Source organism: Rheinheimera sp. A13L (genome assembly GCF_000217935.1).
Classification (GTDB): domain Bacteria; phylum Pseudomonadota; class Gammaproteobacteria; order Enterobacterales; family Alteromonadaceae; genus Pararheinheimera.
Map to the genome: position 1 here is coordinate 99,313 of NZ_AFHI01000034.1, position 25,346 is coordinate 124,658.

A 25,346-nucleotide genomic window follows, 5' to 3' on the forward strand; every position below is an offset into this window, starting at 1 on the left:
CGTTTTGGCAACAATTAGTCAGGCCTTAGCTTCAGCACCAGCCGATATAAATCCTGAGCTTGCTGATTGGGTAGTGCTGCCAGTGTGACTGTGCCATTGGCCGTACTGAATTTAACCTGCACCAGTTGTTGCCGGCGAAAAAACAAGGATTGCACCAGCTGTACTTTTTGTACTTGCTGCAGCGGCAGTACCTGCCAGAACTGGCCAAGGCCACCATGCCACAAGTACAACACCTGATCCTGCACACAGAATCCGTGCCAACGGCGGTAGGCCCACAGATCAGTCAGCAGCCACAATACGGCAGCCACCAGCACCAGAGCGCCCGTACTGAAAGCGACAACTCCGGTTTGCCACAGAACAACACAAAGCAGACTAAGTAATACAGCAATAATGCCCCTGAGCAACAACAAGCGCTGGAAATAAGCTGGCTTATAACGCTGCAAGGGGAGCCGCCGGATCTCAGACAGCGCTAACAGCTGTTGTGCCTTTAATTGCTGATTAATGTCCTCGCCGGTTTGTCCTAACAATACAAACTTACTTCTCTGTACCTCAGAATTAGTGAAGCCATGGAAAATAAGTGAAAAATGCCCCAGAATCCGCGCCAGCCATGGCTGATTAACAGTCATCATCTGCACCCGTTTTGCATGGATGCGCTGGGATTTTTTTAATACAACGCCTTGGGTCAGTTGCAGTTGTCTTTCATCACGTAAAAAACGCTGTGGATAGAGCCAAATCAAGGTCATTAGCAGCAACACCAATGCAACCAAGAGCAGTACGCTCAGGCTTGCCGCTAGTTGCAGCACAAAACTTTGCTGCAGCCCCGACTCTTGCAACACTTCACGACCTTGTGCAAACAAGTGCTCAAATAGCTCTCCATCCAGTTGTGATTGCATCGCGCCTAAAACAGCCACTAACGGCAACCATAGATGTTTGTTATACAAAGTCGCGAGCCAAACCCGCACAAATGGTGTCGAAGGCAACGCCTGCTCAACCTGCACACCGCCTTGCAACAAAGCCAGTTGCTCTGACGTCACACCAGTCAGATAAAACTCTTGTTGTTGGCTGCCTGCACTATCCAGACTGACAGTAAATAACCGCAACGGCCGGAAGTAGAAGGGTTGTTGAACTTGTAGCTCCTGAATGCGCGATTTTGCCAATAGCAGATGGTCTTTTTGCAACACGCCGCGCCGTAACTCTACGCCTTGGGTTGACACCCGAAACAGGGTGTAGCGCCAGTTCAACAAAGCACTGCCCAGAACCAACAGAGCCAGGCCTGTTATCCAATAGGGCGCATAAGCCTGAAAGTTGCTACTGAAGGACAAATAAGCGCCACCAATGATCACACCAATCCATTGCACCACGGCTTTTACCAGCAGCGGCAACAGTGCCCAAACAGAGCTGCGCTGCCAATCTTCAGATAGTACCTGCTGTGCTGGTATCTCAGTGTTCGGCATCAATATCTCCACGCGGGATCAACAGACTAAGCTGCTCACTTAGCGCCTGTGCCACGGCATATTCAATATCAGCCAGCGCTGCTTCCGCTTCCATACCACCGGCGGTATAGACTTTCAGAGTGGCCAGCCCAAAACGTTTTTGCAGTGGCCCCTGGCTGATAGTGACATGTTGCACTCTATGCAAAGGGATCAGCACAGCTCTGCGCCAGAGCACGCCGGATTGCAGCAGAAAGTCCTGAGTACGGAGTAAAAATCTGCTGTGCCTGATTTCAAGGGGTAACCAAAACCAACTGGTCAGAAAAAGCAGTCCGGTCAGGCCCCAACAAAGTGGAAACAGCCAAAATGCCCATTCTGAGCCCCACCACCACTGCATCATAAGTAATACGGCCACCACAATCAGCAAAGTCAGCAGCCAGCTGCAACGTCTTTTGGTTAAGACCTGTGCAGATAACAACAACCACTGATCTGGTAAAGGGCCGGACAAGCACTGGTCGTGCAAAAATCCGGCATCAAGCAGCTGATTGGTCATGGCAAAGCCTCCTTATTCTCAATAACGCCAGCATAACGCAAAGGCGTCAAGCAAGGCTAATCCGGTTCTGACTAAATTTAAGTTTACATATGGAAAAACACATATAAACTAACGCATATGGTTTTCCATATATACGGATTTCAATCATGCTACTTGAGCCTGTCACCTTTTTTAAAGCTCTTTCGGACGAAACCCGGCTACGTTGTTTGCTGCTTATTCAGCATGAACAGGAGCTTTGTGTTTGTGAACTGGTGGCCGCTTTAGCCGATAACCAGCCCAAAATATCCCGCCATTTAGCCCAGTTGCGCCGCGATGGCATTCTGCTCGACCGCAAACAAGGCTTGTGGGTCTATTACCGTTTAAATCCTGAACTGCCAGACTGGGCTCTGTTGTGTCTGCAACAGACAGCGGCCGCAAATTCTGGTTGGCTGGCATTAAACCAGCAGCAACTTTGTCAGATGGGTGACAGGCCAGAGCGGCAAAAAGGCTGTTGTTAAATCAAACTACAGCATCAACACGGAGCGACACGAATGGGATTATTTGAACGCTATTTATCGGTCTGGGTGGGGCTTGGTATTCTGTTGGGTGTGGCTTTGGGTTCATTGATACCAGAGCTGTTTAATGCAGTCGCCGCTTTAGAATATGCCAATGTGAATCTGGTGATTGCTGTGTTTATCTGGATAATGATTTATCCCATGATGGTGCAAATTGATTTTTCAGCCATTAAACAAGTGGGCCGCGAACCTAAAGGTTTAGTGCTGACTTTGGTGGTGAACTGGCTGATTAAACCTTTTACCATGGCCTTACTTGGCTGGTTGTTTTTCCGTGTTTTATTTGCCGACTGGGTGGATGCGCAAACAGCCACTGAATATATAGCAGGCATGATTTTACTCGGCGTTGCGCCCTGCACTGCCATGGTATTTGTCTGGAGCCAACTGACCAAAGGTGACGCCAACTACACCCTCGTGCAAGTGTCGGTGAACGATCTGATCATGGTGTTTGCTTTTGCTCCTATTACAGCACTGCTGCTGGGCGTGTCGGATATCAGCGTACCCTGGCCCACTTTAGTGTTATCTGTACTTTTGTATGTGGTGTTGCCTTTAGTGGCTGGTGTGTTGACCCGAAAAAAACTGCAGCAAAACCCCAACCCGGATGCCTTGCCGCAGTTTCTGGCCCGGATTAAACCCTGGTCTGTATTGGGTTTACTGGCCACAGTAGTACTGCTGTTTGGTTTGCAGGCCCCCACTATTTTGAGCCAGCCTGTCGCCATAGTGTTAATTGCTATTCCGCTGTTACTGCAAACCTACGGTATTTTTGCTTTGAGTTATTACAGTGCCTGCCGGCTGAAATTGCCTCACAACATAGCAGCCCCAGCCAGCATGATAGGCGCTTCTAACTTTTTTGAACTGGCGGTTGCTGTGGCTATTTCCTTATTTGGCCTGCACTCAGGTGCTGCTTTAGCCACAGTGGTTGGTGTGCTGGTGGAAGTGCCGGTGATGTTATCTCTGGTGTGGTATGCCAATAAAACCCGCCGTTATTTTCCAAATGCAGACTTATCAAAGGACACTCAAGCATGACACACCCATTTGATTTATTACCACTGCCCCAAGGCGGCGGACTTATTTTTACGCCTTGCCCTGGTACTAAAGGGGTGGATTTAGCCAGCTCAGTGCAGCAGCTAAAAGCAGCTGGTACCCAGGTGCTATTAACCCTGATGCCCACAGCTGAAATGCAGCTGAATAATGCAGACCAACTACCAGAGCTCTGTGCAACAGCCGGCATTCAGTGGTTTCAGTTGCCTATTGCAGATGATCATGCGCCTGAGCAAGACTTTCAGCAGAACTGGCCAGCAGCCTCTGCCGTGGTACTGCCGCTGCTACACGCAGGTGGCACAGTGGCTATTCATTGCAAAGGTGGATCGGGCCGCACAGGTTTAGTTGCAGCTCAGCTGTTATTGGAACTGGGTTATAGCAAAGCCAAAACCCAAGCTTTAGTGCAGGCTTTGCGGCCTTACGCACTGACCTTAGCCCCCCATCAGGCGTATTTTCAAAGCCTTGCCGAACAATCGGCCTAAACGAATTCTTAGCGGAGACAAACAAAATGCAAAAAATAAAAGTAGGTATTAATGGTTTTGGCCGTATTGGCCGTTTGGCAATACGCGCCGCCTTTGACTGGCCTGAATTTGAATTTGTGCAAATCAACGACCCGGCGGGTGACGCTGCAACTTTTGCCCATTTACTGAACTTCGACTCAGTGCATGGCCGCTGGTTAAATCAGGCTGAAGCCGAAGGCAATACAGTTATGATCAAAGGCCAGCGTATTGCAGTCACGCACAATAAAGCTATTGCAGACACTAATTGGTCGGGTTGCGATATAGTCATTGAATGCTCGGGAAAAATGAAAAGCTCAGCCCAGCTGCAGGGCTATTTAGATCAGGGCGTAAAACGTGTAGTGGTCAGCGCGCCTGTAAAAGAAGCCGGTGTATTAAACGTGGTGATGGGAGTAAATCATCAGTTGTTTGATGCCGCAGTGCATAAGATAGTGACTGCTGCCAGTTGCACCACTAACTGTCTGGCTCCTGTGGTGAAAGTGATCCACGAAAAGCTGGGCATTAAACACGGCTCTATCACCACTATTCACGACTTAACTAATACTCAGTCTATTCTGGATACACCGCATAAGGACTTACGCCGCGCCCGCGCTTGTGGCAGCAGCTTAATTCCAACCACTACAGGTTCAGCTACTGCTATTACCGAAATATTCCCCGAACTCAAAGGCCGCTTAAATGGTCATGCAGTACGGGTACCTTTGGCTAATGCCTCACTTACCGACTGCGTATTTGAAGTAGAACGCGCCACCACGGCAGAAGAAGTAAACGCCTTATTAAAAGCGGCTTCCGAGCAAGAACTGAAAGATATTCTGGGCTACGAAGAGCGGCCTTTGGTGTCAGTCGATTATAAAACAGACCCGCGTTCCAGCATTATCGATGCCTTATCCACTATGGTGATTAACGGCACTCAGGTAAAAATTTATGCCTGGTACGATAACGAATGGGGCTACGCTAACCGCACAGTGGAGTTGGCTAAACTGGTTGGTTTAGCCGATCAGGTTTGATACAACAAACAACCGCAGACTAGTTTTTACTCAAACTAGTTGAGGTTGCAGCTAGGCGACAAGTAAGAGAGTCCCCATGAACATAGTTGTCCTATGTGATTGGGCGAAAGCACGCAGGCAACAACGCTGCGGCACCAAATAGGAAGAGTAAAATGACAGCAGCAATCAAGCAGTACTTCGTCGTTACAGGCAACTACTGGGCTTTTACCCTGACAGACGGCGCTTTGCGTATGCTGGTGCTGCTGCATTTTTATAAACTTGGCTACAGCCCTCTGGAAATCGCTTCGTTATTTGTGTTTTACGAGTTGTTTGGCGTGATCACTAACTTGTTTGGTGGCTGGTTGGGCGCTCGTATTGGTTTGAATAAAACCATGAATATAGGGCTGTTTTTACAAATAGCAGCGCTGTCGATGTTATTGGTTCCAACGGAGTGGCTACTAGTGCCCTGGGTGATGGCCGCTCAGGCAATGTCTGGTGTCGCCAAAGATTTAAACAAAATGAGTGCCAAAAGCTCGATTAAATTGTTGGTGCCGCAGGACTCCCAAAGCAAGCTGTATCAATGGGTAGCTGTACTGACAGGTTCGAAAAATGCACTCAAAGGTGTTGGCTTTTTTATTGGCGGTTTTTTATTAACTCAACTGGGTTTTCAAGCCGCTGTGGCCGTCATGGCTGGGGCTTTAGCTTTGGTTTGGTTGCTCAGTTTAGTGCTGCTGAAAAAAGACTTAGGCAAAAGTAGTTACAAACCCAAATTTAAAGACATGCTGTCGAAAAGTGGCCCTATTAATTTGTTATCCGCCGCCCGTTTATTTTTATTTGGCGCGCGCGATTTATGGTTTGTTATAGCGCTGCCGCTGTTTTTAGCCCAGCAACTGGCGTGGAGCCAACAGGCCATAGGCACTTTTTTGGCATTGTGGATTATTGGTTATGGCGTGGTGCAAAGCCTGGCTCCATTCATTACAGGTAAAAAAGCAGGCAAAGTACCGGGCCGTTGGGCTGCTGTGGGCTGGGCTTTAGCGCTTTGTCTGATCCCGGCTGTGCTGGCGAAACTATTACCTTTACCCTTCCCAACGGAAACCTTGTTAGTCTCTGTACTGCTGTTATTTGGCGCTGTGTTTGCCATTAATTCGTCCTTGCACAGCTATCTGATTGTCAGCTATGCCAAAACCGACGGTGTATCGCTGGACGTAGGTTTTTATTATATGGCCAACGCCATGGGCCGCTTAATTGGCACTCTGTTGTCGGGTTATTTGTATCAAACCCAAGGACTGGAAGCCTGCCTGTATTGGTCCAGCGGTTTTATTCTGGCCACTGTGCTGTTGTCCTGCTTTTTGCCTAAGGCTAAAGCTGAACAGAAAAACAATGATGCCATTTAGCCAAAACTGGCCCGCACATCCGCTATGGTGATAAAAAGCTTATGTTCAGCATCCTCAAAGGAGCGAAAGCCATACTTTTGATAAAAACCTTTGGCTCCGTCTTTTGCATCCACAATAATGATAGGGAAACCTACTGAATCACTGGCTTGCAGTAGTTTTTTAAGTGCGTCAATCAATAACCACTCACCTATTTTCTGGCCTTTGTATCTTTCATCCACAGCAAGCCGTGCTATCAGGCCACCTGATGTTGAAGAGTGGTGCTTTTTCTGCAATGCCGCCGGAAGACTCTGCATATCTACCGGAGTCATGCTCAGGGTATAAAAACCGACAATGTGTTGGGAATTGGTTTTATCTTCAAGCACAAAAGTACGGGTATTGTCTTTTTTACTTTGCTGGCTTGCCATGACTTTTAAGTAATTGTTTAACGCATCGATGCCACAATTAAACCTATTTCTGTCGTGTTTCGATTTATCCAGCAACAGGCTTTGCATTATTGAACTTTGCCTTCATAACGGGCAAATGCAGCCGCCAGATGAGTATGAACACTAGCCGGGTTATCAAGCGCTTCCATCAACAGTAAGGCGTCTCGTTCGGAAAGCTTCAGCTTTTGCTCACGCTCAATAATTTGTTTGGCTTTCTCAACTGCTGCGCTCAGCACAAAAGAATTTATGCTCGATACTCCTGTGATAGCCGCAGCTTTAGCTAGCAAGTTTTGGGTTTCACTATCAACTCTTGCTGTAATACGAGGTGGTGTAGTCGCCATTATTTAATCTCCCGTGCCAAAGTGGCACTTTGATAAATTATCTGCCTCTCCTGATAAAAGATCAAGCCGCGTGTCAAAGTGGCACCTTGTATGACAGAACATACATATAGCGGAAACATTGTGCTCTTTTTACGTCGATCAATGACCGGGCTAAGAGGCTGTCATCGCACTAATGATCACCTGTTGCAGATCCTGCAGCGGTAACGGGTCTTTATCTTTGAAATTAATACAACCCTTGCCACATTTGATGCCTGGGTGTTTTTGCTGAAACTGCAGTAAATGTTCAGCCGAGCAGGTGTATAAAGAGACATAAGCTTTCTGATTAGCCACGGCCACCCAGCCTTGTTGCCACTGGTAAGTGGGCATGCTATACAACAAGCTTTCCTGTGCGTCCGGATAGAGCCGCTTAATTTCAGTGATCAACTCCATCAGCCTCAGCCTGCGCTGCTCAGGTAAAGCGGCCAGATAATCCGCCAGGTCCATAGTCATACTCCTTTTTTGCATCTATGGGTTAAAGCTTAGCTTACAAACTACAAGCTATTGCTTGCTCTGGCAATCGTTGCCAAAGCAGGAAAACTACTTTAGTGTTGGATCTGAAACACAGATTTTGCTTCGGCTCACCCAAGGATGGCAGATGAAAAAGATCACTATTTACCGAACCCTTATTTTAGCCCTGTTAATTTTCACTGTGATTGGCTTAAAACTTAAAGTGACTGAACCCGTCATTTTATTGCTTACCCTATCGCCTTTTCTGACAGCACTTTTGTTGTCTTTGTCATCCGGCTTTTCAACACAACCAGCGCGAATAGTGGCATTTACCTTACCTTCGCTACTGTTCTTCTTTTTTGCTTTTTATCCCTGGTTGGTCGGAAGAGAAGAAACTGTAACCTCATCTTCCACCTCAGTTTTAGATTTTATCCATTTCCCCATCACAGCTTGTGTTATCGGCTTTGCATCTCTTGCTTTATTTGAGATATTTACAGCCATAGTAAGCGAAGAGGCAGACCATCAATGACAACAAACACCCATTTGTCCACCATAAGCCAAATTGCCATTACTGTCAGTGATGTTGAAAAAGCTCTGGCTTTTTATCGGGATAGCCTGGGGCTGGAGTTTTTGTTTTCCGCTGGCCCGCAATTGGCTTTTCTGAATGCGGGCGGGGTTCGCTTGATGCTGAGCACAGCACAAGGAGCCGGAGCCGTCGGTGCCAATTCAATTTTGTATTTTAAAGTGTCTGATATTGAAACTGTGTATACCAGCATTCTTAGTCGTGGTGCCAAAGCCGAACGCGCACCTGCACTGGCGGCACACATGCCGGATCATCAGCTGTGGACTGGTTTTGTCCGCGACCCGGATGGCAATTTAGTGGGTTTAATGGAAGAAAAACGCGAACAGTTTTTTTCTAAGGAATAGTATGTCACTGCTACACAACTTCTGTTTGCTTGCATCTTACAATCAACGGATGAATGCCACTTTGTATCAGCTGGCATCAGCACTTAGCGCCGACGAGTGGTTACAGCACAGAGGTGCATTTTTTGGATCTGTCGCCGGTACTCTGAATCATCTGCTGGTAGCCGATTTAATCTGGCTGAACAGATATCAGCAGCTTGCCAACCCGCCCAGGGTATTGCAACAGCTCAGCAATTTCCCTGTCCCTGCTGCCCTTGATCAGATGTTGTATCCAAATTTTAATCAGCTGCATAAGAGCCGCCAACAACTGGATAGCCTGCTTTTAACCTTGTGCGCCGAACTGAATGAGCAACATCTGCAGCAGGTGTTGCCTTACACCAATATGAAAGGCGAGCTGATGCAAAAGCGGTTTGCGTCTTTGCTGCAGCATTTGTTTAATCACCAAACTCACCACCGCGGCCAACTGACAACCTTATTTTCTCAGATGGGTCTGGATGTCGGAGTCACGGATCTGTTGATGCTGATTGATAACGAACCCCTTGATGCTGTCTAAAACCCCAAAAGGGATCTGATGTTTTTTATCACTGCTTTTGCTGTGCTGATGCTGCTCTTCAGCCTGATCATGTTGTTCAGGCCCCATGCTTTTGCCCAAGGTATTATCAGCTTCAGTGAGCAGCCTTATTTTCATCCTTTTGAAGTGAGTAGCAGACTGATTGCCGGTGGCATTTTTGTAGCTTATGCCGCAGATAGCCAATTTCCCTTATTGTTCAAAGCCATAGGTTTGGTGTTGTTAGTGGTAGGCCTTGGTTTAGCTTTGACTCCGCCCAGGCTACATAAAAAGTTTGCTGTGCAGTCCGCTCAGATCTGCAAAAACTACTTCCACTGGATTGGCATGTTTTCTGTGGTTTTATCTTTGGCTTTGATCTATGCCGCTACGGCGCAGTGGCACTGATTCAACTCTGGTTATTGCTCAGTGGTCAGAACTCATCTACCTTAAATGCTAAACAAGCCTTTGCAGATCATCTATATGCTTACACTACTCCGAAACTTGCTCGCCATCCTTGTAGGTGTAGTGGCAGGTGCAGCGGTCAATATGCTCTTGGTCAGCATCAGTCCTATGCTTATTCCACCTCCTGCTGGAGTTGATGTGAATAACGCTGAAAGCCTGAGCCTTGGCATACATCTGTTTGAACCCCAGCATTTTATTATGCCTTTTCTGGCGCATGCCCTGGGTACTTTGGTTGGCGCTTTAGTGGCTTATCTGATTGCGGCCAGTCACAAAAACCGTTTTGCCTATGTGATTGGCGTATTTTTTCTCTGTGGTGGTATAGCCGCCAGTTATATGATCCCAGCTCCTGTCTGGTTTATCAGTCTGGACCTGCTGCTGGCTTATCTGCCCATGGCCTGGCTTGGTATCTTGCTTGGTAATAAGTTGCAGCCAAAACCCTCTATCGGAAGCTAAAGCGACAGTCTTAAAAATTTTAGTGAGTTGTTTTAAAGGAAAGCACCCATGAATCAGGATGGAAAATTAAACTACGTCGAATTCCCAGCCAAAGACTTAGCCGCCACCAAAGCATTTTTTAGCGCGGCTTTTGACTGGAGTTTTACCGACTATGGCCCGGATTATATTGCCTTTTCAGACCAAGGGTTAGACGGCGGATTTTTCCGTTCAGAACAAAGCTCCACTACTGCAACAGGCGCCGCTTTACTGGTGTTTTACAGTGCAAATATCAATGCCACTTTAGCCAAAGTGCAACAACACGGCGGCACTATCATTAAAGCCATTTTTGACTTCCCGGGCGGCTGCCGTTTTCATTTTACCGAACCCAGCGGCAATGAGTTTGCGGTCTGGTCTGAAGGTCAGGTGTAAAGTTCAGGACTAAGTCGGATTGAGCTTAGTCTTGAACCACTTTAATAAACACCGGATTGCTGTAAAACCATAAATCGAACCAGGGGTTTTCGCCTTTGGCATCAGGCTCTGGTTCCAGTTCGTTTTTATTATTAGTGCCACGCAAGCGCAGATATTGGCTGGTGCTTGCTTTCCCCAGTGGCAGCTCAAACTGGTTATAGCCGTTTTTGTTAGTCCAGTCGGCTGGATAAAAACGTTTGGCTATTTTGGTATCTGGTGCTTCGTCGCTATTTCGCTCTGAGGCCGGGCCTTTGATAAAACCCTGAATCACATCCACTCGTTCAACTTCTGGGTTAAAACCGCCGCCGTTGTTGCTGTTGGGGTCGCGAAAACGCACCCGCAGCACAAGCTCATCGTCAGGTTTTACAGTTAGCGTCTGGCCCGCTGTGGCGGTTTTAGTGGAGTTTTTTACTGCCACTTCAACAAAGAGCGCATCTATTAAATCGCCAGTAGTGACAAAAACCTGGCCTGCTTTCAGCGCCGCAAAAATACTGTCGTAGTTTTTATCGGCGTAGACATAAGTTTTGGCGTATTGGCCTGGCCAGAAATCAGCCCAGCCGTCTGTGTAATGACCATGACTGTCGGACACTCCTGTTACCCACCAGTGCCTGCCTTCGCTTAATAAACTATCCCAAACCCCACCTAAACGGGCGGTCATCTGGTCATAACCACCCATAGTTGGGTAATGCGGGTATTCGCCACGAAAGGCGTTTGGGTCTGTGCTGCCATCCGGATTTAAAGTCGCAGCCTGATGGCCTTCGGCGCCCGTCATACCGATGACTACATCAGGTGCTGTATCTTGCCAGTCGCGTAATTGTGCTGGGGCCACTTTATTGTACTGCCGAAAACCAGTGGCTAAACGCGCCGGATGATTCACCAAAAGCAAAGGCTTATCCGGTAATTCATTCATGGCTTTTAAGGCTTGCAGCATAAAAGCATCTTCAGCTTTTTCCGGCCCTGGCGGTACGCCCTGACGGCCGTTGTAACGGCTTTCTATCTGGTACAGCTGCTCTGCTTCTGTCGGGCTGTGCGGCATAATAAAACTGGCATGGCGACCACCAGGGCTATTGCCCGGCACATCAAACTCCATACCGTAAAATTGCAAAATCTGCGGCAAGGCTTTACGTGAAGCCACAAGTTCAGGATAAGCCTGCTCCAACGCCAGCTTGGCGCGATTTGGCCCGCCGTGATCGGTAACGACCATCCAGCTTAAACCATAATGTGCGGCCATTTGTGCATTCAATGCTGTTGAATATTTGGCATCTCCCCCAATGATGGGCGTGGGCGGAAACACAGAGTTATCCCATTTCACGCTGTAATGGGTATGCACATGATGATCGCCGGCCAGCCAGCTTTTACTTTGTTCTGGCTTTTGCTCCAGCTGAACCTGTTGGCACGACGCTATGAGCGCAATCACAGCAGCGGCCAGGCCAATCTGCTTTTTATTCACTACAAAAGTTTTCACTCACTACACCTTACTGCTGGGAAAATCGGGTTAAAGCAAAACCCTGATTCAATAGAATCAGGGCTTTTTTCGTACAACAAACCTGAAACTATCAGGAGAACCGTAGGGGCTGGGCTTGCCCCGCCTCTCTCGAATTTAAGCCAAAGTAATTGGTGCTGCAGCGAGGCGACAAGTGCTTGAGACCCCAGGAGCATAGTTAACCTATGTGACTGGGGCGAGAGCGCGCGGTCAACAAAGCTGCAGCTTCAAGTACGAGGCTATAGTCAGAACTGCACTGTCACCCCTGCCATATAAGTCCGTCCACTAAAGGTGGTGTTGTAGGCTCTGTCGTTGGAATCGCTATACAACTCATCACGCACATTGGTCAGGTTCATGGCTTCAATGTTTAGTTTTACATGCTCGCTTAAGCGGTAAAACGCAGAGAAGTCCACGTGAGTTGTGGCATGGTAACCCCGTTCGTCATCGTCGATAGAACCACTTTCCACACCTGTGATGTAATCGCTGCGATAAGCGGCTGCTACACGGCCACCCCACTGTTCTGTTTCATAATAGAGCGTGAAGTTGTAGCTCTGCTTCGATAAACCAGCAAAAGGTTTGACTTGATCTTCACCTGAGTTTTCGACGTTGCGATACAAGGTATTGCCATCTGCCCAGGTGTAATTAGCGATCACGCCCAGGTTATTAAATGGCGCTGGCAGGAAATCCAGGTCGCGTTGCATCGCCAGTTCAAAACCTTTGATGCTGGAAGAATCAGAGTTTTGTGGCGACGATACGTTAAAAATATCATCCACAGTTTTACCTACAGGCAATAACTGCGCTGGCAGACCTAATTCGCTGTACACGATTTGCTGAGTTTCAGTGACGATAAAGTTATCAATGTCTTTGTAAAACAACGCCACTGAAGCCAGACCTATATCTTCAAAGTACCATTCCACTGCTGTATCAAAGTTATTGGATTCAAAAGGTTTCAGTTGTGGGTTACCCACTGAAATCTGACCTATATCGTTTTCGCCTAAAGAGGTTTGGCTGACATTGGCCGAAAAGGCCAAAGCACCTAACGAAGGACGGGTCATGTTTTTGCTCAGACCGGTACGCCAGATCACATCTTCAGCAAATTCGTAGGTAACATTCAGGCTAGGCAAATAGTCGGAGTAATCACGCACCATTGTGGTTGGAATACCTTTGGACAAGCCCTCTGAGCTCAGCTCCGTAGTGAAATAACGCACACCTATGTTGGCTCGCAGCGGCATACCTGCCACATCATATTCTGTGTCGTACACCAGATAAGCGGCCTGGGTTTCTTCCGCTATATCATAGGCTGAGCTTTCTATTGTATGTTCATCGGTTAAGGCAAAGTTCGTCAGGCCATAAAAAGCCTGCAAAGCCGCCATATCACCTTGTAACCAGCTTTGATCCGGATGACCGTTAAATACCTGCACCTGCTCTGCCGTCAGTGTTTTTACGCCCTGATTTTGTGGTGTGGCTGCATTGGTTGGGAAATTCTGCGCTACCCGCTCAAAGCCTGAGTTGGTGAATTTCTTATGATTCGCACCAAATTTCAGGCTCGAGCTGTCGGTTAAGTGGTATTCAAAATCCAGTTTGGCATTGTCAAAGTCGGAGTAAATAAAGTTCGACTGAAAGTACAAGTCTTTGACTGTGTAACCATCCAGAGCGGCCACATCAAAGTCAGGTGAATAACTCTGTCCATAAAAAGCGTCTTGCGTGAAATCAGTAATAATATTCACTTTTTTACTGGCTTCGATATTCAGTTTATTGACTCTCGGTTGCTCGTAATCTGACGAACTGTGGCCAAGCATAGCGCTCATTGTTAAGTCGTCAGTTAAAGTCCAGTCAGCCGTTAAACTCAGTTGATTAAATACCGACTCGTTGCGATCCTGACGGTTTTCATTACGCCAGGTTGCATTTTTATAATCGGCATAAATCACTTCTTTTTCGCCGTTCTTCTCACGCCAGACTAAGTCGTTGACTACAGAGTTATCTTTCACCGCCATGTGATGTTCAGACAACTGGTTCTCCAGTTTACCGTGCATTAAATCCAGCACCAGACTGAAATCCTGACTAGGTTTGTATTGTAAAGCAGCAGTAATACCTAAACGATTTTGATCGTTTTCCCAAACCGAATAACGGTGACCACGCGGGAACCATAATTCGCCTGAATCCAGCTCGGCCTGGAGTTCAGTGTTGCTGGCATCGGCAGCTTTTTTGCCACCCTCACGGCGCCAGCGCGTGGTATTAGTACCATATTCATTGGTGGCTCTGTCGCTATACGCTACAGACACCAGCGCACCGAAATTTGACCAGGTTTGTGACAATAAAGCCGCGATACGAGGGTCTGTGCTGTCGGTGTTGCTGTTGGTGCCAAGCTGAGCAGAAACAGCTGCCTGAGCGCCGTCGTAATCAAAAGGTTTGGCGGTACGTAAATTGACAGTACCGGCTATGCCACCTTCTTCCTGATCGGCAGAAAAGGATTTTTTTACATCAATTTGGTTAAACAACTCAGAGGCAAAAATATTAAAGTCAAAAGCCCGGGTACGGGACACACCACCACGCGCATCCATAGGCGAAGACGAAGTACCTAAAGCTTCCATACCGTTGACCTGAACACGGGTGAAATCTGGGCCTAAACCACGCAAAGAAATCTGCCGCCCTTCACCACCTTCACGGGTAATAGTGACACCAGGCACACGTTGCAGTGAGTCAGCCAGGTTCAGATCAGGGAAATCCGCAATATCTTCCGCCACTATCGAATCCTGCGCGATCATCGCTTCACGCTTCAGATCTTTTGCTTTGATAATGGAGCTGCGAAAACCTTTGACTTCAATAACTTCTGTTTCTGCCGCAGCAGCTTCAGCAGCAGATTGGGCCAACACTACAGGGCTGTAAAAAGTCGGAAGTGCAGCCAGAACGGCCAAAGCCAGATGACTCTTGCGAAGATTCGTCTTCATAATTAATCCATTATTCCTGGTTAGTTAAGCTGATTAAGTAAATCTGCCAGGCGCAAATGCGCAGCAGTCCCCCTAAAGAGCAACGACCAGTGATTTATGGACAGAGAATTTTATGAAGGTTTTTTTACAGTGTTAGGGGGTGGTCTTGCTTTAAGCCGTATTTAGGGATGACCAATTAAGACCCTGTGAAACGGGACGTGTTAAAGGACTTGATGTGTTAACCATCTGACTTAATGACTGTGTTGATAAAATCGCGACCAAATTCTGACAAACTTAGCTCTTCCCTTCTGTGGCTATACTGGCGGTCTTTCACCAGATTGTTCTTTAATTTTTGCACATCATTAATTAGTGTTACGGTGATCTTATAAAGATCATTTTGTGAGCTAGGCGCATTGTAGTGAGAATTACCAACGAATTTGTTTAGTTCATTGGCATCATAAGCTTTAGCGTTCCACTTCAGGAGCCCTAATCGAATCAAGTTTGATATGCTGCGAGAGTTTTCTGCGAAATTAAGAGTTTTGATGAAATGACCGCTACCGTTGATATCAGATAATAGCCTCGCATCATCTGAAGTAAGTTCATTTATTACCGTTGCAAACCCGGGGTGTACGGTATCGGCAATATCTTTATTTGATGCTGAAGCAAGTAAGTTTGCGAACAACTTCTGTAGCTGGGGCTCTTCCACTGAATAAGCAACATTTTTGAGCACCGAGCATCCAAGTCTGAAGCTTGGCTCAACCCTTTTATCTTCAGGTATACGCTCAACATTTTCTCGATATTTCTCTCTAAAAACCTCGAGGTGAGAACTAATAAAATCAGCAGGTAAACCAACGATATTATCTATTAATCTTAAGACCGCGTCGGTTGTACTAGATAAGCGCTTAATCGGTTTACGGATATCATTAACAATTTCGCCCTTAAGATGAACACCGTTAGAGTCGATTTTTATTTCACTATCAGTCGTCATCACTTGACTCCATTAGCGCTATTTAAGTGCTCACCTACTGAAAGGCAAATGAACATAACTATGGTTAGATTTCGCGCGTGCCAAACAATACGCTTAACTCTGGCTATATCTATAATTAAAAATCAATCATTTAAACAAAGTAATCAATGTTCAAACCAAACGCAAATAAAGAGAAAGGGAACTTAAAAAGTGAGGCAAATCTGCCCCACTGTCTTATTGGATCTCAAATAATTCCACATCAAAAATCAGCACAGAACCTGGCGGAATTTTGCCAGCGCTGCGGTTGCCATAACCCAAGCCTGATGGGATAAAAAAGCGGAATTTATCGCCCACTTTCATCAGTTGCAAACCTTCGGTCCAGCCCGGAATAACTCGGTTTAACGGGAAAGATATAGTTTCGTCGCGCTCAACTGAAGAGTCGAACACTGTGCCATCGGTAAGCGTGCCGTGGTAATGCACTCGTACTGTGCTGCTGGCGCTTGGATGGATTTCGCCGCTGCCACTTTGTAAAACCTCATACTGCAGGCCTGAAGCTGTGGTTTTTACGCCCTCTTTTTTAGAGTTTTCAGCTAAAAATGCACTGCCTTTTTCATGGTTCAGCAGAGCGGCCTTTTTAGAACTGGCGCTGTTGTAGAAGTAATAAGCGACACAAGCGAGAACTAAAACAATTAAAGCAATTTTCATGGTGAGTCCGGTTAATTAAGCTAGGTAGCAGCCATCTTATTGTTAATGTTGGTTTTGGTCAAAGATGAGGTGAAGTTCTATTGTTGATTGCGGGTTGCGGGTTGTTGATTGTGGATTGTTGCACTGCCGCTTCGCGTCGAGTGCAACCTACAGCCCGGCGAGAGCAAACTACAACACCTTGATAGAAACAGGTCTTGCGGCAAAAGTCTTCCATTTTTCTTTGTTTCTTTTTGTTTTTCTTTGTTTCTGGCCGCCGCTCTTGAGCCCACTGCTGGCTTTGCCTACAATGGCGCACGTTTTATTTATTACAGGCCAGAGCCATGACAGACACTACCACTCAAGACACAGCAGCACGCCCGGATTTACCGGATCGCCTTTGCACCAACCCACGCAGCCCGCATTATGTAGCGGCAATTTTTGAACATGATGTGGGTATTCGTTTGAACGGCAAACAGCGTTTTGATGTGGAAGAATATTGCATCAGCGAAGGTTGGGTGAAAGTGGCAGCAGCCAAAGCGCTTGACCGTCGTGGCCAGCCGTTACTGATGACTTTAAAAGGTAAAGTAGAAGCTTTTTATACCGAGCCTGCTTAAAACCGCAGTTTTGTTGACTGTACAGCTCGCTCAGACTTTCGTTTGGACGCGAGACGGGCAGGGGCAAGCCCTGCCCCTACAAGCCCTGCAGTGATTTAACCAAGAATATCGGCCAGATGCTGCCGCGAACTGTTTATCTGTGTTGCTATTAAAGCAGTGGTCTGAGGTTTAATCGCTAATTCATTGGCCACCTGATTAAAACCTGATACCAGATCCATCAGTTCCCTGATTAGTTGTTCTGCAACTGACCAACGCGCGAAGCCTGCTGCTTCAGCCAGTTTTTGCAGGGCTTTGAGGGGGGGGTGCTTGCCGAAACCACAAAAAGAAGTGGCATGCTCACCAAAAGGATTTGGACTAAAAGTGACATCATAAAAGGGTGCTGGTTGCCATTCCCCGTTGTCTTTTTGCATAAAGGCCCAGTTTTTACTGTGATCATCCTGATTGCAGAGCAGTAAATTAAACATAGCCCTTTTAAATTGCAGTTGCCCTGCGGCAGGCGATTTACATAAAATACGGCTCGCTTTAATCAGGTCTTCGTAATCTAAACTTGGTACCCGAAAATCAGCATCCAGCAGACCACAGGCACTATGCAGATGACGCCTCCCGCTGCTTCCATCCGGGTTATTGATGTAATCAAAACGCTTCAATGCAAGCCATTTAGTCGCACCAGACCCTTTAGGCGCATTTAATAACTTCCACTCTGGGGGCATTAACCCTGCCCGCTCTGCCAGGGTTAAATAAGCGGCTTCACATAAGCCCTCTTCATGGCCCAAGGCTAAATTGGCAGAGGTAAATTTGACTAACCATGCATCATCATTGGCTATAGGTATGGTCCGGCATACCCTATAGTTGTCGCCCTGGAAATAAAGTTGTGCTTTGGGTCTTGCACCACCGGCACTGCCTGCAGCAATTAACTCGCTTAATACGTCTTCGGTTTGCCCATCAAAAATCGCCTGAGCATTCAGCCCCAAGCTGTCGAGACTAATGTCTGCCGCTGATTCTTCAATATACTCAGAAACAGGGCTGAAGGATAAAGCGCCAAGAGCGGAATCACCGACAAAGGCCAACCTGTCCATGGCTGTGATAGTTGCCGGTAAGATGCCGTGACGACGAAAAACACGATCCTGCAGTAACAATCCCCAGCCATCAGGCAAGGCATCGGCAAATACTCCATGTAAGCCGCCATGTGGCGTTTTTGGCGCTTGTTGCACTGCAGAATTAAAGTGGATGACAAAAGGCGACAAGTTTTCAAACTGGCTCAGATAATCCTGATCATACTGAAAAAACACGCCGTGGCGGTTTTGAGCAAGCACACCAACCGACACTTTTTGGCCTGACTCCAGCGTACGGGATACATTCAGTTTTTGCACGGGTTTAACGGCCATCTCGCAATACCTCCTCAATAGATAACGGAGCTGTAAGGCTTTGGGCTTGTTGTTGGGTTAGTCCATAAAGGCGCTTTAAGTCATCCAGTGTTTGCCAGAGCAGAAGCAACTGGCGAAATGAAATTTGCCCTGTCAGCTCAAATTTTTTGATGGTGGCAGCAGGCACAGTACTGCGCTCTGCCAAATCCAGCCGGGAGAGTTTGGCTTGTTGCCTTAGTTTGCGCAAATGTTCAGAAAAAGCCTTTTGCACATCATTTTCAGCAAGCAACAGATACTTCATGGCAACCTCACAATGGACACTATAATGTCCATTGTAGTTCAATTAGTAACTTTATGGACACAATAATATCCATTTAATAGGAAACACCAGGCCCCACTGGAGCTCAAAACTCCGCAGTCACCCCAAACATATAAGTGCGGCCGCTGTAGGTGCTGTTGTAGGCTCTGTTGCTGGAGTCGCTGTATAACTCATCACGAACATTGGTCAGGTTGATGGCTTCGAGGTTCAGTTTGATATGCTGGTTTAGCCGATAATAGGCTGAAAAATCGAGGTGGGTGGTGGCGTGATAACCACGTTCGTCATCGTCAATCGATCCACTTTCCACTCCTGTGATGTACTTGTCTCTGTAGGCTGTAGCTATACGGGCTCCCCAACCTTGGGTTTCGTAATACAGCGTCAGGTTATAGCTTTGTTTCGATAGGCCCGGAAAAGCTTTTCGCTGATCTTCGCCTGAGTTCTCTACGTTTGGATACAAAGTGGTGCCATCAGCCCAGGTGTAGTTGGCTAGTACACCCAGTTGATCAAAAGGTGCAGGCAGAAAATCCAGATCACGTTGTAGTGCCAGTTCAAAACCCCGAATGCTGGATGAGTCTGAGTTTTGCGGCGACGATATATTAAAGATATCGTTGACTGTTTTTCCCGCTGGCAATAAAGAAGCAGGCAGCCCAAGTTCGCTGTATAACCTTTGCTGGGTTTTAGTCACAATAAAGTGATCAATGTTTTTGTAAAACACCGCTACAGATGCCAAACCCGCCTGTTCAAAATACCACTCCAGCGCCATATCGAAGTTGTCGGATCCATAAGGTTGCAGCTCTGGGTTGCCTGTTGAAATTTGGCCTATATCGTTTTCGCCGAGCGAGGTTTGGCTGACATTGACTGAAAACGCCATAGCGCTTAACGCCGGGCGAGTCATGTTTTTACTCAGGCCTGTGCGCCAAATCAGATCCTCAGCGAACTCATAGGCTAAATCCAGGCTGGGTAAATAACCTGAATACCGCCGCTTGATGCCGGTGGGCTGCATTTCAGCATAACCTTCTGAGCTCATGTGAGTGTCGAAAAAACGCAAGCCAAGGCTGGAGCGTAAAGGCGAACCGGCCAGCTGATAGTCGCTTTGGTACAGCAGGTAAACGGCATTGGTTTGTTCTTTTAAATCATAAACCGAGCTGTTGATGGTATCAGCCTCTGTTAACACAAAATCGCTCAGGCCATAAAAGCTCTGCACTGCAGCTATATTGCCTTGCAGCCAGCTTTGGCCCGGATGGCCGCTATAAAGCTGCACCCGCTCTGGTGTCAGGTTTAAAATGCCCTGATTCGCTGGTGTAGCACTGTTCAGTGGGAAACCACTGGCTTCTTGCTCAAAACCTGAATTGCTGAACTTTTTATGATGCACACCAAAAAGCAGCGCTTTGCTGTCGCTTAAGCGGTAATCAAAATTCAGCTTGGCATTGTCGAAGCTGGAATAGATAAAGTTCGACTGGAAAAACAGATCTCTTACTCTGTAGCCTTCGATAGCCGTTACGTCAAAATCCGGCGAATAACTACGGCCATAAAAAGCGTCCTGAGTGAAGTCTGTGATGATGTTAGCTTTATGTTTTGCTTCGATATTCAGCTTCAAAAGGCGGGGTTGACGGTAGTCGGATGAACTATTCCCCAGCATAGCTTTGATGCTTAGATCAGCAGTTGCTGCCCAGTCTGCGGCTAAACTGATTTGATCAAACACCGACTCGTTATAATCTTCGCGGTTTTCATTACGCCAACTGGCATTTTGGTAGCTGGCATACACCACCTCTTTGTCTCCTGTCGCACTTTCACGCCAGATCAGAGAGTTCACCAGGTTGTTATCTTTCACCGCCATATGATGTTCGGACAATTGATTTTCCAGTGTGCCGTGCATCCAATCCAGCACCAGACTGAAATCCTGATTGGGTTTGTATTGCAAAGCGCCTGTGACACCTAAGCGGTTTTGCTCATTTTCCCAAACCGAAAAACGCTGGCCACGTGGAAACCACAGTTCGCCTGAATCCAGTAAGTTTTGCAGTTCAGTAGTGCTGTTGTCTGTTGCTTGTTTGCCACTTTCGCGCCGCCAGCGCGTGGTGTTGCTGCCATATTCGTTGGTGGATCGAATGCTGTGCGTGACAGAAACCAAAGCGCCAAAATCTGACCAGAGGTGCGAAAACAAGGCAGAAAAACGAGGATCTGTACTTTGGGTGTTGCTGTTGCTGCCCAACTGAGCAGAAATACTGGTTTTTGCGCCGTCATAGTCAAAAGGCTTGGCGGTGTGTAAGTCAACAGTGCCCGCTATACCGCCCTCTTCCTGATCCGCAGAAAAAGACTTTTTCACATCAATCTGGTTAAACAGCTCAGAGGCAAAAATATTAAAGTCAAAAGCCCGGGTTCTGGACACTGCACCACGCGCATCCATAGGTGAAGAGGACGTGCCCAAAGCTTCCATACCATTCACTTGCACTCGGGTAAAATCAGCACTTAAACCCCGTAACGAAATTTGCCGGCCTTCGCCCCACTCTCTGTTGATGGTAATACCTGGGATCCGCAGTAATGAATTGGCTAAGTTCAATGCGGGAAAGTGGGTAATGTCTTCTCCCACCAGCGAATCCTGTTGAACCATGGCCTGGCGTTTTAGAGTTTTAGCCGAGGGTAACAGCGTTGTAGCACGATCCTGTTGTTGTCCTATGGAGCTGGAGCGTACCGCTATCACTTCTAAAGGCGCTGCAGGGGCCTGGGTTGTAGTGACAACAATTGGCGCTGCTACTTCAGGTTTAACTGCCACAGCTTTGGTTTTAATGAACCAGCCTTTGGCTCGGGGAATGGCTTCTAAAGGGTGCTGCGCTAATAGCTGATTTAATAGCTCTGTGGCTGAAAACTCACCCACCACAGCAGGAGCGGACAGCCCTTCCAGCAAAGCCGGATCGTACACTAACGGCTGATTCACCTTGCGGGCAAATTGCAGCAAAGCAGCGGATAAAGGTTGGGCAGGCAGATTGTAGAACTGGTGCTGCTCAGGCTTCTGCTGCGCCGCAGCAGCCCATGCCATAGGGCTTTGGTAACAGCACAACAGCAAGAAAAACGCCAAACAGAGTTCAGGTCGTAACCACACAACCCGCCCCCATTCTTACTGAAGTAGAGAGGGCGTTCGGCTGAGCCGGATGCCACTGCTGTTTTGTTCTAGCTTTAAATCATAAGCTTCGCTAAGTGCCTGCAGAGTTTGTTGGGTATTAGCCAGTTCAAAACGGCCAGCTACCCGTAAATCTGCTACTTCAGCACTGGCGCTGACAGGCACCAAAGCAGAACGATTGAGCCGGTGCAGCAAATACGCCAAGGTTTCGTTTTCAATTTCAATCCAGCCAGAGCGCCAGTCGACTAACTGCTGCAAATCCACTTTTTGCACCGCTGATAATTGATGCTGCTGAATACGAATTCGCTCGCCGCTTTTTAGCAGCACGCTTGGGCCAGCCGCAGTGGCTTGTACCTGTACAGCACCTTCGTACACTGTGATATCAATCAGATCCGGGTCGCGGTCAATATTAAATTCGGTGCCTACGGCCACCACGCTGGCTTGATCCAGCCGCACTTCAAAAGGCCGTTGTTTGTCTTTGGCCACAGCAAAATAAGCTGCGCCCTGACCTTGCAGCACCTGGCGTTTATCTGCAGTAAAAAATACCGTCAGCTGACTATCTGGCGCTATATCCACTACAGAACCATCATCCAGAGCTTGTTGCATGCTATTGGCCTGAGCTGTTTTTAGCTCGTAAGGGGCTGCAGGTGCAAAGAAGCTGCTATCGCCAAAATAGAACAGCATCACCAGCACTGAACTGAACGCCATAGCAACAGCAGCCATCTGCACTTTTGGCCATTGAGGCAAAAGGCGTTTTAATGGCGAAAGCTGATAGGCCGCCAAAGCTTTAGTTAAAGCCGGGTCCTGCCAGGTTTCGACCATAGATTGCAGTAGCACTGGGTGTCTGGCATCGGCGTCCAGCCAATTACTGAACCGCCTTTTACTCAGGCTGTCCAGCTCACCACTGGCGAGTTTTTCCACCCAACTGGCGGCTTGCAGATACAAGTCCTGCTCTGCCTGTTCTTTTGCATTCAACTTTTCTTGTTCACTCAAAATAGGACTCACACAACACGCTGCTGATCGATCAGACGCTGAATATCTGCCAGCGCCCTGCTGACATGTTTAGATACTGCATCCTCACTGATCTGCAGTAAAGCCGCAATATCGCTGCGGCTTTTGCCTTCCATCCGGTACAGCACAAATACCTGTCGCCTTAATGTGGGCATAGCGGCTAAAGCCTGACTAAACAGATCCACAGTTTGCTGCATACTGGCCAGTTCTTCCGGGTTGGCGCTTTGGCATACCACTTCATCCGGCTCTTCTGCAGCGGCTGGTTTTAATCGCATCAGCATATGGCGGGCCACGGTAAAAGCATAAGCCAGAGGATTTAAAATAGGCCGTTGTTTTGCCTGCTCCAACACACGGGCAATAGACTCCTGAAAAATATCAGCGGCATCTGCACTACTGGCATTACGCTCCAGATAACGTGCCAGAGGAGCTGCATTTTTTAACGCCTGATGCACATCCTGCTCCGGCTTTTCAGCTGTAGACATAAAGCCCCCATGTTTTCACTCAGGGGGCAAACCATAACTGATAGATATGACAGTAGGTTGACAAGGATACCAGAGCAGGAAAAGAGCTTAGGTACAGATACAGTTGTGTTAAATCAATCCAAACAGCAAAAGAGCCAGTGGCCCCTTTGCTATTTAGACTAAAACTGCAGCTTAATTAGTGTTTTGCTGTAGGTATCACGCCCACTCTTTCTATGTTGGCATCTAGTAAGTCCATAGCAAACTCCAGCCTCACCAACATATCTTTATGCTCATGGCCTGTGGCTGCATACTGCCATTGTTCCAAAGCTGTGACACTGACTTTGTCAAAAGTCGCTTCAGGCACAGAACGTACAATACGCACATTGCTGACTTTACCTTCAGCTGATACATCAAACTTAGCATCCACATAACCTTCTATTTGTTGTTCGGCGGCCTGAACCGGATAGTTAGGTTCAACCCGCATTACAGGAGCCGGCTCATTTTTCGCAGTTGTAGCACTGGCCGCAGCCTGAGCGGGTTGTTGTAACCAAAGGCCTGCCACTAAAACGGCCGCTACTGCTGCTATCAAAGTAGTTTTGCTAAATCCCCGTTGATTTTGTAATTGCTGTATACGTTGTTTCATTTGTTTTATATCTCCATAGTGAGTGGTAAGCCCCTGCCAGCTGACTGGCGTTGGCTCTGAGTTGCTTAGTAAAGCTTTACCGTAAGCAATTTTGTCGGCTTTGCATGCATTGGCTAACACCAGCGCATCACAAGCTAATTCCTGATCATGCCTATAGGCGCGATACGCCAGCCAGCACAAAGGGTTAAACCAGAACAGCATCAACAAAACCAGCGCCAGCAGGTTGCAAAACAAATCGCCACGACGCCAGTGTGTCAGTTCATGCTGAATAATCAGTTGTTGTTGAGTGGGCGAAAAACGCTGAAAAAAGTCGGTTGGTAACAGAATTTCTGCTTTAAACAGCCCGCTGATGTAAGGTCCCTGCGCTTTGTGACTTAACAAACAAGGCAAATCAGACACCAGCTCTGCCGAATCGAGATCAACAGATTTGGCAGCGGCTTTTTCTTTATGAAGCTGCAACTGGCTGCGCAGCACAGTCATTGAAAACAGCAGAACTCCACATAGCCACAACCACAGCCACAAAGAGCCAGTACTAAACTGCTGCTCTGCCTGCTGTAAACCCACCTGATACACCTGCATGACTGTCGAAGTGGAGTTGCTGCCTAACTGCAACGGCAGGACAAAACACAGCAGCAATAAAGGCACCAGACACCACAAGGCGTATGAGGTGCGGGCTCCAAGCCGCCTTAACAAATAAGGCCGAAGCACCAGCAATGTTAGTAGCATCAACGACAGCGGTAACAGTAATTCCAGCAGCAGGCTAATCATTTTTATTCTCCTGCTCCCAACGGGCAATCAACTGTTTCAGCTCAGCTATATCCTGTTCTGCCAGTTTGTCATGCTGTGCAAAACCTGCGACCAAAGGCGCAATACGGCCTGAAAAAACCCGCTGAATAAAGCTTTGGCTTTCTTTTAACTGATAATCGCTTTGTTGCAATACAGGGCTGTATAAATAAGCTCTGCCGTCTTTTTCAAAAGACACAGCGCCTTTAGTCACCAGGCGGTTCAGCAGAGTTTTGACTGTTTTTTCATGCCACTGGCTGGCATCGGCCAAAGCTTCCACCACCTGATTAGCTGTGGCAGGCGATTGTTGCCACAACACTTTTAAAACTTCCAGCTCGGCCTGACTGATATCTTTCATTGCAGATCACCCATTGATTACAAGTGTAATACATAAACTATTACACCTGTAATCGATAAGCGCAA

28 protein-coding genes are annotated in these 25,346 nt (G+C 47.4%); 12 read left to right on the top strand and 16 right to left on the bottom strand.

What is annotated here, in order from left to right:
- Positions 1-14: 14 nt before the first annotated feature.
- Both RHEIN_RS15345 and RHEIN_RS15350 read right to left on the bottom strand, forming a co-directional pair.
- A complete protein-coding gene (locus RHEIN_RS15345) occupies positions 15-1,454 on the bottom strand; it encodes a PH domain-containing protein (RefSeq protein ID WP_008899890.1) in 1,440 nt (479 codons plus the stop codon).
- Positions 1,441-1,983 (bottom strand): PH domain-containing protein, encoded by a 543-nt coding sequence (locus RHEIN_RS15350; protein ID WP_008899891.1) that lies wholly within the window; start codon positions 1,981-1,983, stop codon positions 1,441-1,443. Before RHEIN_RS15350 ends, RHEIN_RS15345 begins: the two co-directional genes overlap by 14 nt.
- 146 nt (positions 1,984-2,129) lie before the next feature.
- On the opposite strand from RHEIN_RS15350, the gene RHEIN_RS15355 reads away from it, so the two are divergent.
- The 5 genes from RHEIN_RS15355 to arsJ all read left to right on the top strand — a co-directional run bounded on the left by RHEIN_RS15355 (position 2,130) and on the right by arsJ (position 6,470).
- Positions 2,130-2,480 (top strand): metalloregulator ArsR/SmtB family transcription factor, encoded by a 351-nt coding sequence (locus RHEIN_RS15355; protein ID WP_008899892.1) that lies wholly within the window; start codon positions 2,130-2,132, stop codon positions 2,478-2,480.
- Positions 2,481-2,513: 33 nt separating this feature from the next.
- Complete coding sequence (gene arsB / locus RHEIN_RS15360) at positions 2,514-3,560, top strand: ACR3 family arsenite efflux transporter (RefSeq protein ID WP_008899893.1); 1,047 nt, start codon at positions 2,514-2,516, stop codon at positions 3,558-3,560.
- Positions 3,557-4,057, top strand: coding sequence for a phosphatase domain-containing putative toxin (locus tag RHEIN_RS15365; protein ID WP_008899894.1), 501 nt, complete (start codon positions 3,557-3,559; stop codon positions 4,055-4,057). Before arsB ends, RHEIN_RS15365 begins: the two co-directional genes overlap by 4 nt.
- A gap of 26 nt (positions 4,058-4,083) precedes the next feature.
- Complete coding sequence (locus tag RHEIN_RS15370) at positions 4,084-5,097, top strand: ArsJ-associated glyceraldehyde-3-phosphate dehydrogenase (RefSeq protein WP_008899895.1); 1,014 nt, start codon at positions 4,084-4,086, stop codon at positions 5,095-5,097.
- Between the two features lie 152 nt (positions 5,098-5,249).
- Positions 5,250-6,470, top strand: a complete 1,221-nt coding sequence (arsJ, locus tag RHEIN_RS15375; protein WP_008899896.1) for an organoarsenical effux MFS transporter ArsJ — start codon at positions 5,250-5,252, stop codon at positions 6,468-6,470.
- Here the strand turns inward: arsJ and RHEIN_RS15380 are convergent.
- The 3 genes from RHEIN_RS15380 to RHEIN_RS15390 form a co-directional block, all read right to left on the bottom strand.
- Positions 6,467-6,961 (bottom strand): GNAT family N-acetyltransferase, encoded by a 495-nt coding sequence (locus RHEIN_RS15380; protein ID WP_008899897.1) that lies wholly within the window; start codon positions 6,959-6,961, stop codon positions 6,467-6,469. The two genes, arsJ and RHEIN_RS15380, sit on opposite strands and share 4 nt — an antisense overlap.
- Positions 6,961-7,233 carry a type II toxin-antitoxin system TacA family antitoxin gene (locus RHEIN_RS15385; RefSeq protein WP_008899898.1) on the bottom strand — a complete coding sequence of 91 codons (273 nt, stop codon included), beginning with the start codon at positions 7,231-7,233 and terminating at the stop codon, positions 6,961-6,963. The genes RHEIN_RS15380 and RHEIN_RS15385 overlap by 1 nt, the downstream gene beginning before the upstream one ends.
- A 150-nt stretch (positions 7,234-7,383) precedes the next feature.
- Positions 7,384-7,716 carry an iron chaperone gene (locus tag RHEIN_RS15390; RefSeq protein ID WP_008899899.1) on the bottom strand — a complete coding sequence of 111 codons (333 nt, stop codon included), beginning with the start codon at positions 7,714-7,716 and terminating at the stop codon, positions 7,384-7,386.
- A 151-nt stretch (positions 7,717-7,867) separates the two neighbouring features.
- On the opposite strand from RHEIN_RS15390, the gene RHEIN_RS15395 reads away from it, so the two are divergent.
- The 6 genes from RHEIN_RS15395 to RHEIN_RS15420 all read left to right on the top strand — a co-directional run bounded on the left by RHEIN_RS15395 (position 7,868) and on the right by RHEIN_RS15420 (position 10,513).
- Positions 7,868-8,248 (top strand): hypothetical protein, encoded by a 381-nt coding sequence (locus RHEIN_RS15395; RefSeq protein WP_008899900.1) that lies wholly within the window; start codon positions 7,868-7,870, stop codon positions 8,246-8,248.
- Positions 8,245-8,646, top strand: coding sequence for a VOC family protein (locus RHEIN_RS15400; RefSeq protein WP_008899901.1), 402 nt, complete (start codon positions 8,245-8,247; stop codon positions 8,644-8,646). The genes RHEIN_RS15395 and RHEIN_RS15400 overlap by 4 nt, the downstream gene beginning before the upstream one ends.
- Before the next feature lies 1 nt (position 8,647).
- A complete protein-coding gene (locus tag RHEIN_RS15405; protein WP_008899902.1) occupies positions 8,648-9,196 on the top strand; it encodes a DinB family protein in 549 nt (182 codons plus the stop codon).
- A gap of 18 nt (positions 9,197-9,214) precedes the next feature.
- Complete coding sequence (locus RHEIN_RS15410; RefSeq protein WP_008899903.1) at positions 9,215-9,595, top strand: DUF2065 family protein; 381 nt, start codon at positions 9,215-9,217, stop codon at positions 9,593-9,595.
- A 75-nt stretch (positions 9,596-9,670) separates the two neighbouring features.
- Positions 9,671-10,105, top strand: coding sequence for a hypothetical protein (locus RHEIN_RS15415; protein ID WP_040555273.1), 435 nt, complete (start codon positions 9,671-9,673; stop codon positions 10,103-10,105).
- 48 nt (positions 10,106-10,153) lie between these two features.
- On the top strand, positions 10,154-10,513 hold the full coding sequence (locus RHEIN_RS15420) for a VOC family protein (protein ID WP_008899905.1): 360 nt from the start codon (positions 10,154-10,156) through the stop codon (positions 10,511-10,513).
- Positions 10,514-10,538: 25 nt separating this feature from the next.
- On the opposite strand, the gene RHEIN_RS15425 is transcribed toward RHEIN_RS15420, so the two are convergent.
- From RHEIN_RS15425 to RHEIN_RS15440, 4 genes are all read right to left on the bottom strand, one after another.
- Positions 10,539-12,017 (bottom strand): phosphoesterase, encoded by a 1,479-nt coding sequence (locus tag RHEIN_RS15425; protein WP_008899906.1) that lies wholly within the window; start codon positions 12,015-12,017, stop codon positions 10,539-10,541.
- A gap of 263 nt (positions 12,018-12,280) precedes the next feature.
- Entirely contained in the window at positions 12,281-14,983 is a 2,703-nt protein-coding gene (locus tag RHEIN_RS15430; RefSeq protein ID WP_008899907.1) for a TonB-dependent receptor, read from the bottom strand.
- A 217-nt stretch (positions 14,984-15,200) separates the two neighbouring features.
- Entirely contained in the window at positions 15,201-15,950 is a 750-nt protein-coding gene (locus RHEIN_RS15435; RefSeq protein ID WP_008899908.1) for an Abi-alpha family protein, read from the bottom strand.
- 213 nt (positions 15,951-16,163) lie between these two features.
- Positions 16,164-16,634, bottom strand: coding sequence for an FKBP-type peptidyl-prolyl cis-trans isomerase (locus tag RHEIN_RS15440; RefSeq protein ID WP_008899909.1), 471 nt, complete (start codon positions 16,632-16,634; stop codon positions 16,164-16,166).
- Between the two features lie 320 nt (positions 16,635-16,954).
- Here RHEIN_RS15440 and RHEIN_RS15445 point away from each other — a divergent pair, with 320 nt between their 5' ends.
- Complete coding sequence (locus RHEIN_RS15445) at positions 16,955-17,227, top strand: DUF3297 family protein (RefSeq protein ID WP_008899910.1); 273 nt, start codon at positions 16,955-16,957, stop codon at positions 17,225-17,227.
- A 95-nt stretch (positions 17,228-17,322) separates the two neighbouring features.
- Here the strand turns inward: RHEIN_RS15445 and RHEIN_RS15450 are convergent, their stop codons facing one another.
- The 7 genes from RHEIN_RS15450 to RHEIN_RS15480 form a co-directional block, all read right to left on the bottom strand.
- Complete coding sequence (locus RHEIN_RS15450; protein ID WP_008899911.1) at positions 17,323-18,612, bottom strand: type II toxin-antitoxin system HipA family toxin; 1,290 nt, start codon at positions 18,610-18,612, stop codon at positions 17,323-17,325.
- Entirely contained in the window at positions 18,602-18,892 is a 291-nt protein-coding gene (locus tag RHEIN_RS15455; protein ID WP_008899912.1) for a helix-turn-helix domain-containing protein, read from the bottom strand. Before RHEIN_RS15455 ends, RHEIN_RS15450 begins: the two co-directional genes overlap by 11 nt.
- A 103-nt stretch (positions 18,893-18,995) precedes the next feature.
- Positions 18,996-22,007: a TonB-dependent receptor gene (locus RHEIN_RS15460; RefSeq protein ID WP_237704376.1), complete on the bottom strand. Its 3,012-nt coding sequence runs from the start codon at positions 22,005-22,007 to the stop codon at positions 18,996-18,998.
- 15 nt (positions 22,008-22,022) lie between these two features.
- On the bottom strand, positions 22,023-23,030 hold the full coding sequence (locus tag RHEIN_RS15465) for a FecR family protein (RefSeq protein WP_008899914.1): 1,008 nt from the start codon (positions 23,028-23,030) through the stop codon (positions 22,023-22,025).
- On the bottom strand, positions 23,027-23,518 hold the full coding sequence (locus RHEIN_RS15470) for an RNA polymerase sigma factor (RefSeq protein ID WP_008899915.1): 492 nt from the start codon (positions 23,516-23,518) through the stop codon (positions 23,027-23,029). Before RHEIN_RS15470 ends, RHEIN_RS15465 begins: the two co-directional genes overlap by 4 nt.
- A gap of 175 nt (positions 23,519-23,693) precedes the next feature.
- Positions 23,694-24,908, bottom strand: coding sequence for a M56 family metallopeptidase (locus RHEIN_RS15475; RefSeq protein ID WP_008899916.1), 1,215 nt, complete (start codon positions 24,906-24,908; stop codon positions 23,694-23,696).
- On the bottom strand, positions 24,901-25,281 hold the full coding sequence (locus RHEIN_RS15480; protein WP_008899917.1) for a BlaI/MecI/CopY family transcriptional regulator: 381 nt from the start codon (positions 25,279-25,281) through the stop codon (positions 24,901-24,903). Before RHEIN_RS15480 ends, RHEIN_RS15475 begins: the two co-directional genes overlap by 8 nt.
- Positions 25,282-25,346 lie beyond the last annotated feature (65 nt).

Excerpts from the sequence above, each read along its gene's own strand:
- RHEIN_RS15440 (WP_008899909.1), bottom strand. The coding sequence starts at position 16,634 with ATGAAAATTGCTTTAATTGTTTTAGTTCTCGCTTGTGTCGCTTATTAC.
- RHEIN_RS15370 (WP_008899895.1), top strand. The coding sequence starts at position 4,084 with ATGCAAAAAATAAAAGTAGGTATTAATGGTTTTGGCCGTATTGGCCGT.
- RHEIN_RS15345 (WP_008899890.1), bottom strand. The coding sequence starts at position 1,454 with ATGCCGAACACTGAGATACCAGCACAGCAGGTACTATCTGAAGATTGG.
- RHEIN_RS15430 (WP_008899907.1), bottom strand. The coding sequence starts at position 14,983 with ATGAAGACGAATCTTCGCAAGAGTCATCTGGCTTTGGCCGTTCTGGCT.
- RHEIN_RS15480 (WP_008899917.1), bottom strand. The coding sequence starts at position 25,281 with ATGAAAGATATCAGTCAGGCCGAGCTGGAAGTTTTAAAAGTGTTGTGG.
- RHEIN_RS15405 (WP_008899902.1), top strand. The coding sequence starts at position 8,648 with ATGTCACTGCTACACAACTTCTGTTTGCTTGCATCTTACAATCAACGG.
- RHEIN_RS15390 (WP_008899899.1), bottom strand. The coding sequence starts at position 7,716 with ATGGACCTGGCGGATTATCTGGCCGCTTTACCTGAGCAGCGCAGGCTG.
- RHEIN_RS15385 (WP_008899898.1), bottom strand. The coding sequence starts at position 7,233 with ATGGCGACTACACCACCTCGTATTACAGCAAGAGTTGATAGTGAAACC.
- RHEIN_RS15450 (WP_008899911.1), bottom strand. The coding sequence starts at position 18,612 with ATGGCCGTTAAACCCGTGCAAAAACTGAATGTATCCCGTACGCTGGAG.
- RHEIN_RS15365 (WP_008899894.1), top strand. The coding sequence starts at position 3,557 with ATGACACACCCATTTGATTTATTACCACTGCCCCAAGGCGGCGGACTT.
- RHEIN_RS15355 (WP_008899892.1), top strand. The coding sequence starts at position 2,130 with ATGCTACTTGAGCCTGTCACCTTTTTTAAAGCTCTTTCGGACGAAACC.
- RHEIN_RS15350 (WP_008899891.1), bottom strand. The coding sequence starts at position 1,983 with ATGACCAATCAGCTGCTTGATGCCGGATTTTTGCACGACCAGTGCTTG.
- RHEIN_RS15470 (WP_008899915.1), bottom strand. The coding sequence starts at position 23,518 with ATGTCTACAGCTGAAAAGCCGGAGCAGGATGTGCATCAGGCGTTAAAA.
- arsJ (WP_008899896.1), top strand. The coding sequence starts at position 5,250 with ATGACAGCAGCAATCAAGCAGTACTTCGTCGTTACAGGCAACTACTGG.
- RHEIN_RS15380 (WP_008899897.1), bottom strand. The coding sequence starts at position 6,961 with ATGCAAAGCCTGTTGCTGGATAAATCGAAACACGACAGAAATAGGTTT.
- RHEIN_RS15420 (WP_008899905.1), top strand. The coding sequence starts at position 10,154 with ATGAATCAGGATGGAAAATTAAACTACGTCGAATTCCCAGCCAAAGAC.
- RHEIN_RS15400 (WP_008899901.1), top strand. The coding sequence starts at position 8,245 with ATGACAACAAACACCCATTTGTCCACCATAAGCCAAATTGCCATTACT.
- RHEIN_RS15475 (WP_008899916.1), bottom strand. The coding sequence starts at position 24,908 with ATGATTAGCCTGCTGCTGGAATTACTGTTACCGCTGTCGTTGATGCTA.
- RHEIN_RS15435 (WP_008899908.1), bottom strand. The coding sequence starts at position 15,950 with ATGACGACTGATAGTGAAATAAAAATCGACTCTAACGGTGTTCATCTT.
- RHEIN_RS15410 (WP_008899903.1), top strand. The coding sequence starts at position 9,215 with ATGTTTTTTATCACTGCTTTTGCTGTGCTGATGCTGCTCTTCAGCCTG.
- RHEIN_RS15455 (WP_008899912.1), bottom strand. The coding sequence starts at position 18,892 with ATGAAGTATCTGTTGCTTGCTGAAAATGATGTGCAAAAGGCTTTTTCT.
- RHEIN_RS15415 (WP_040555273.1), top strand. The coding sequence starts at position 9,671 with ATGCTTACACTACTCCGAAACTTGCTCGCCATCCTTGTAGGTGTAGTG.
- arsB (WP_008899893.1), top strand. The coding sequence starts at position 2,514 with ATGGGATTATTTGAACGCTATTTATCGGTCTGGGTGGGGCTTGGTATT.
- RHEIN_RS15395 (WP_008899900.1), top strand. The coding sequence starts at position 7,868 with ATGAAAAAGATCACTATTTACCGAACCCTTATTTTAGCCCTGTTAATT.
- RHEIN_RS15445 (WP_008899910.1), top strand. The coding sequence starts at position 16,955 with ATGACAGACACTACCACTCAAGACACAGCAGCACGCCCGGATTTACCG.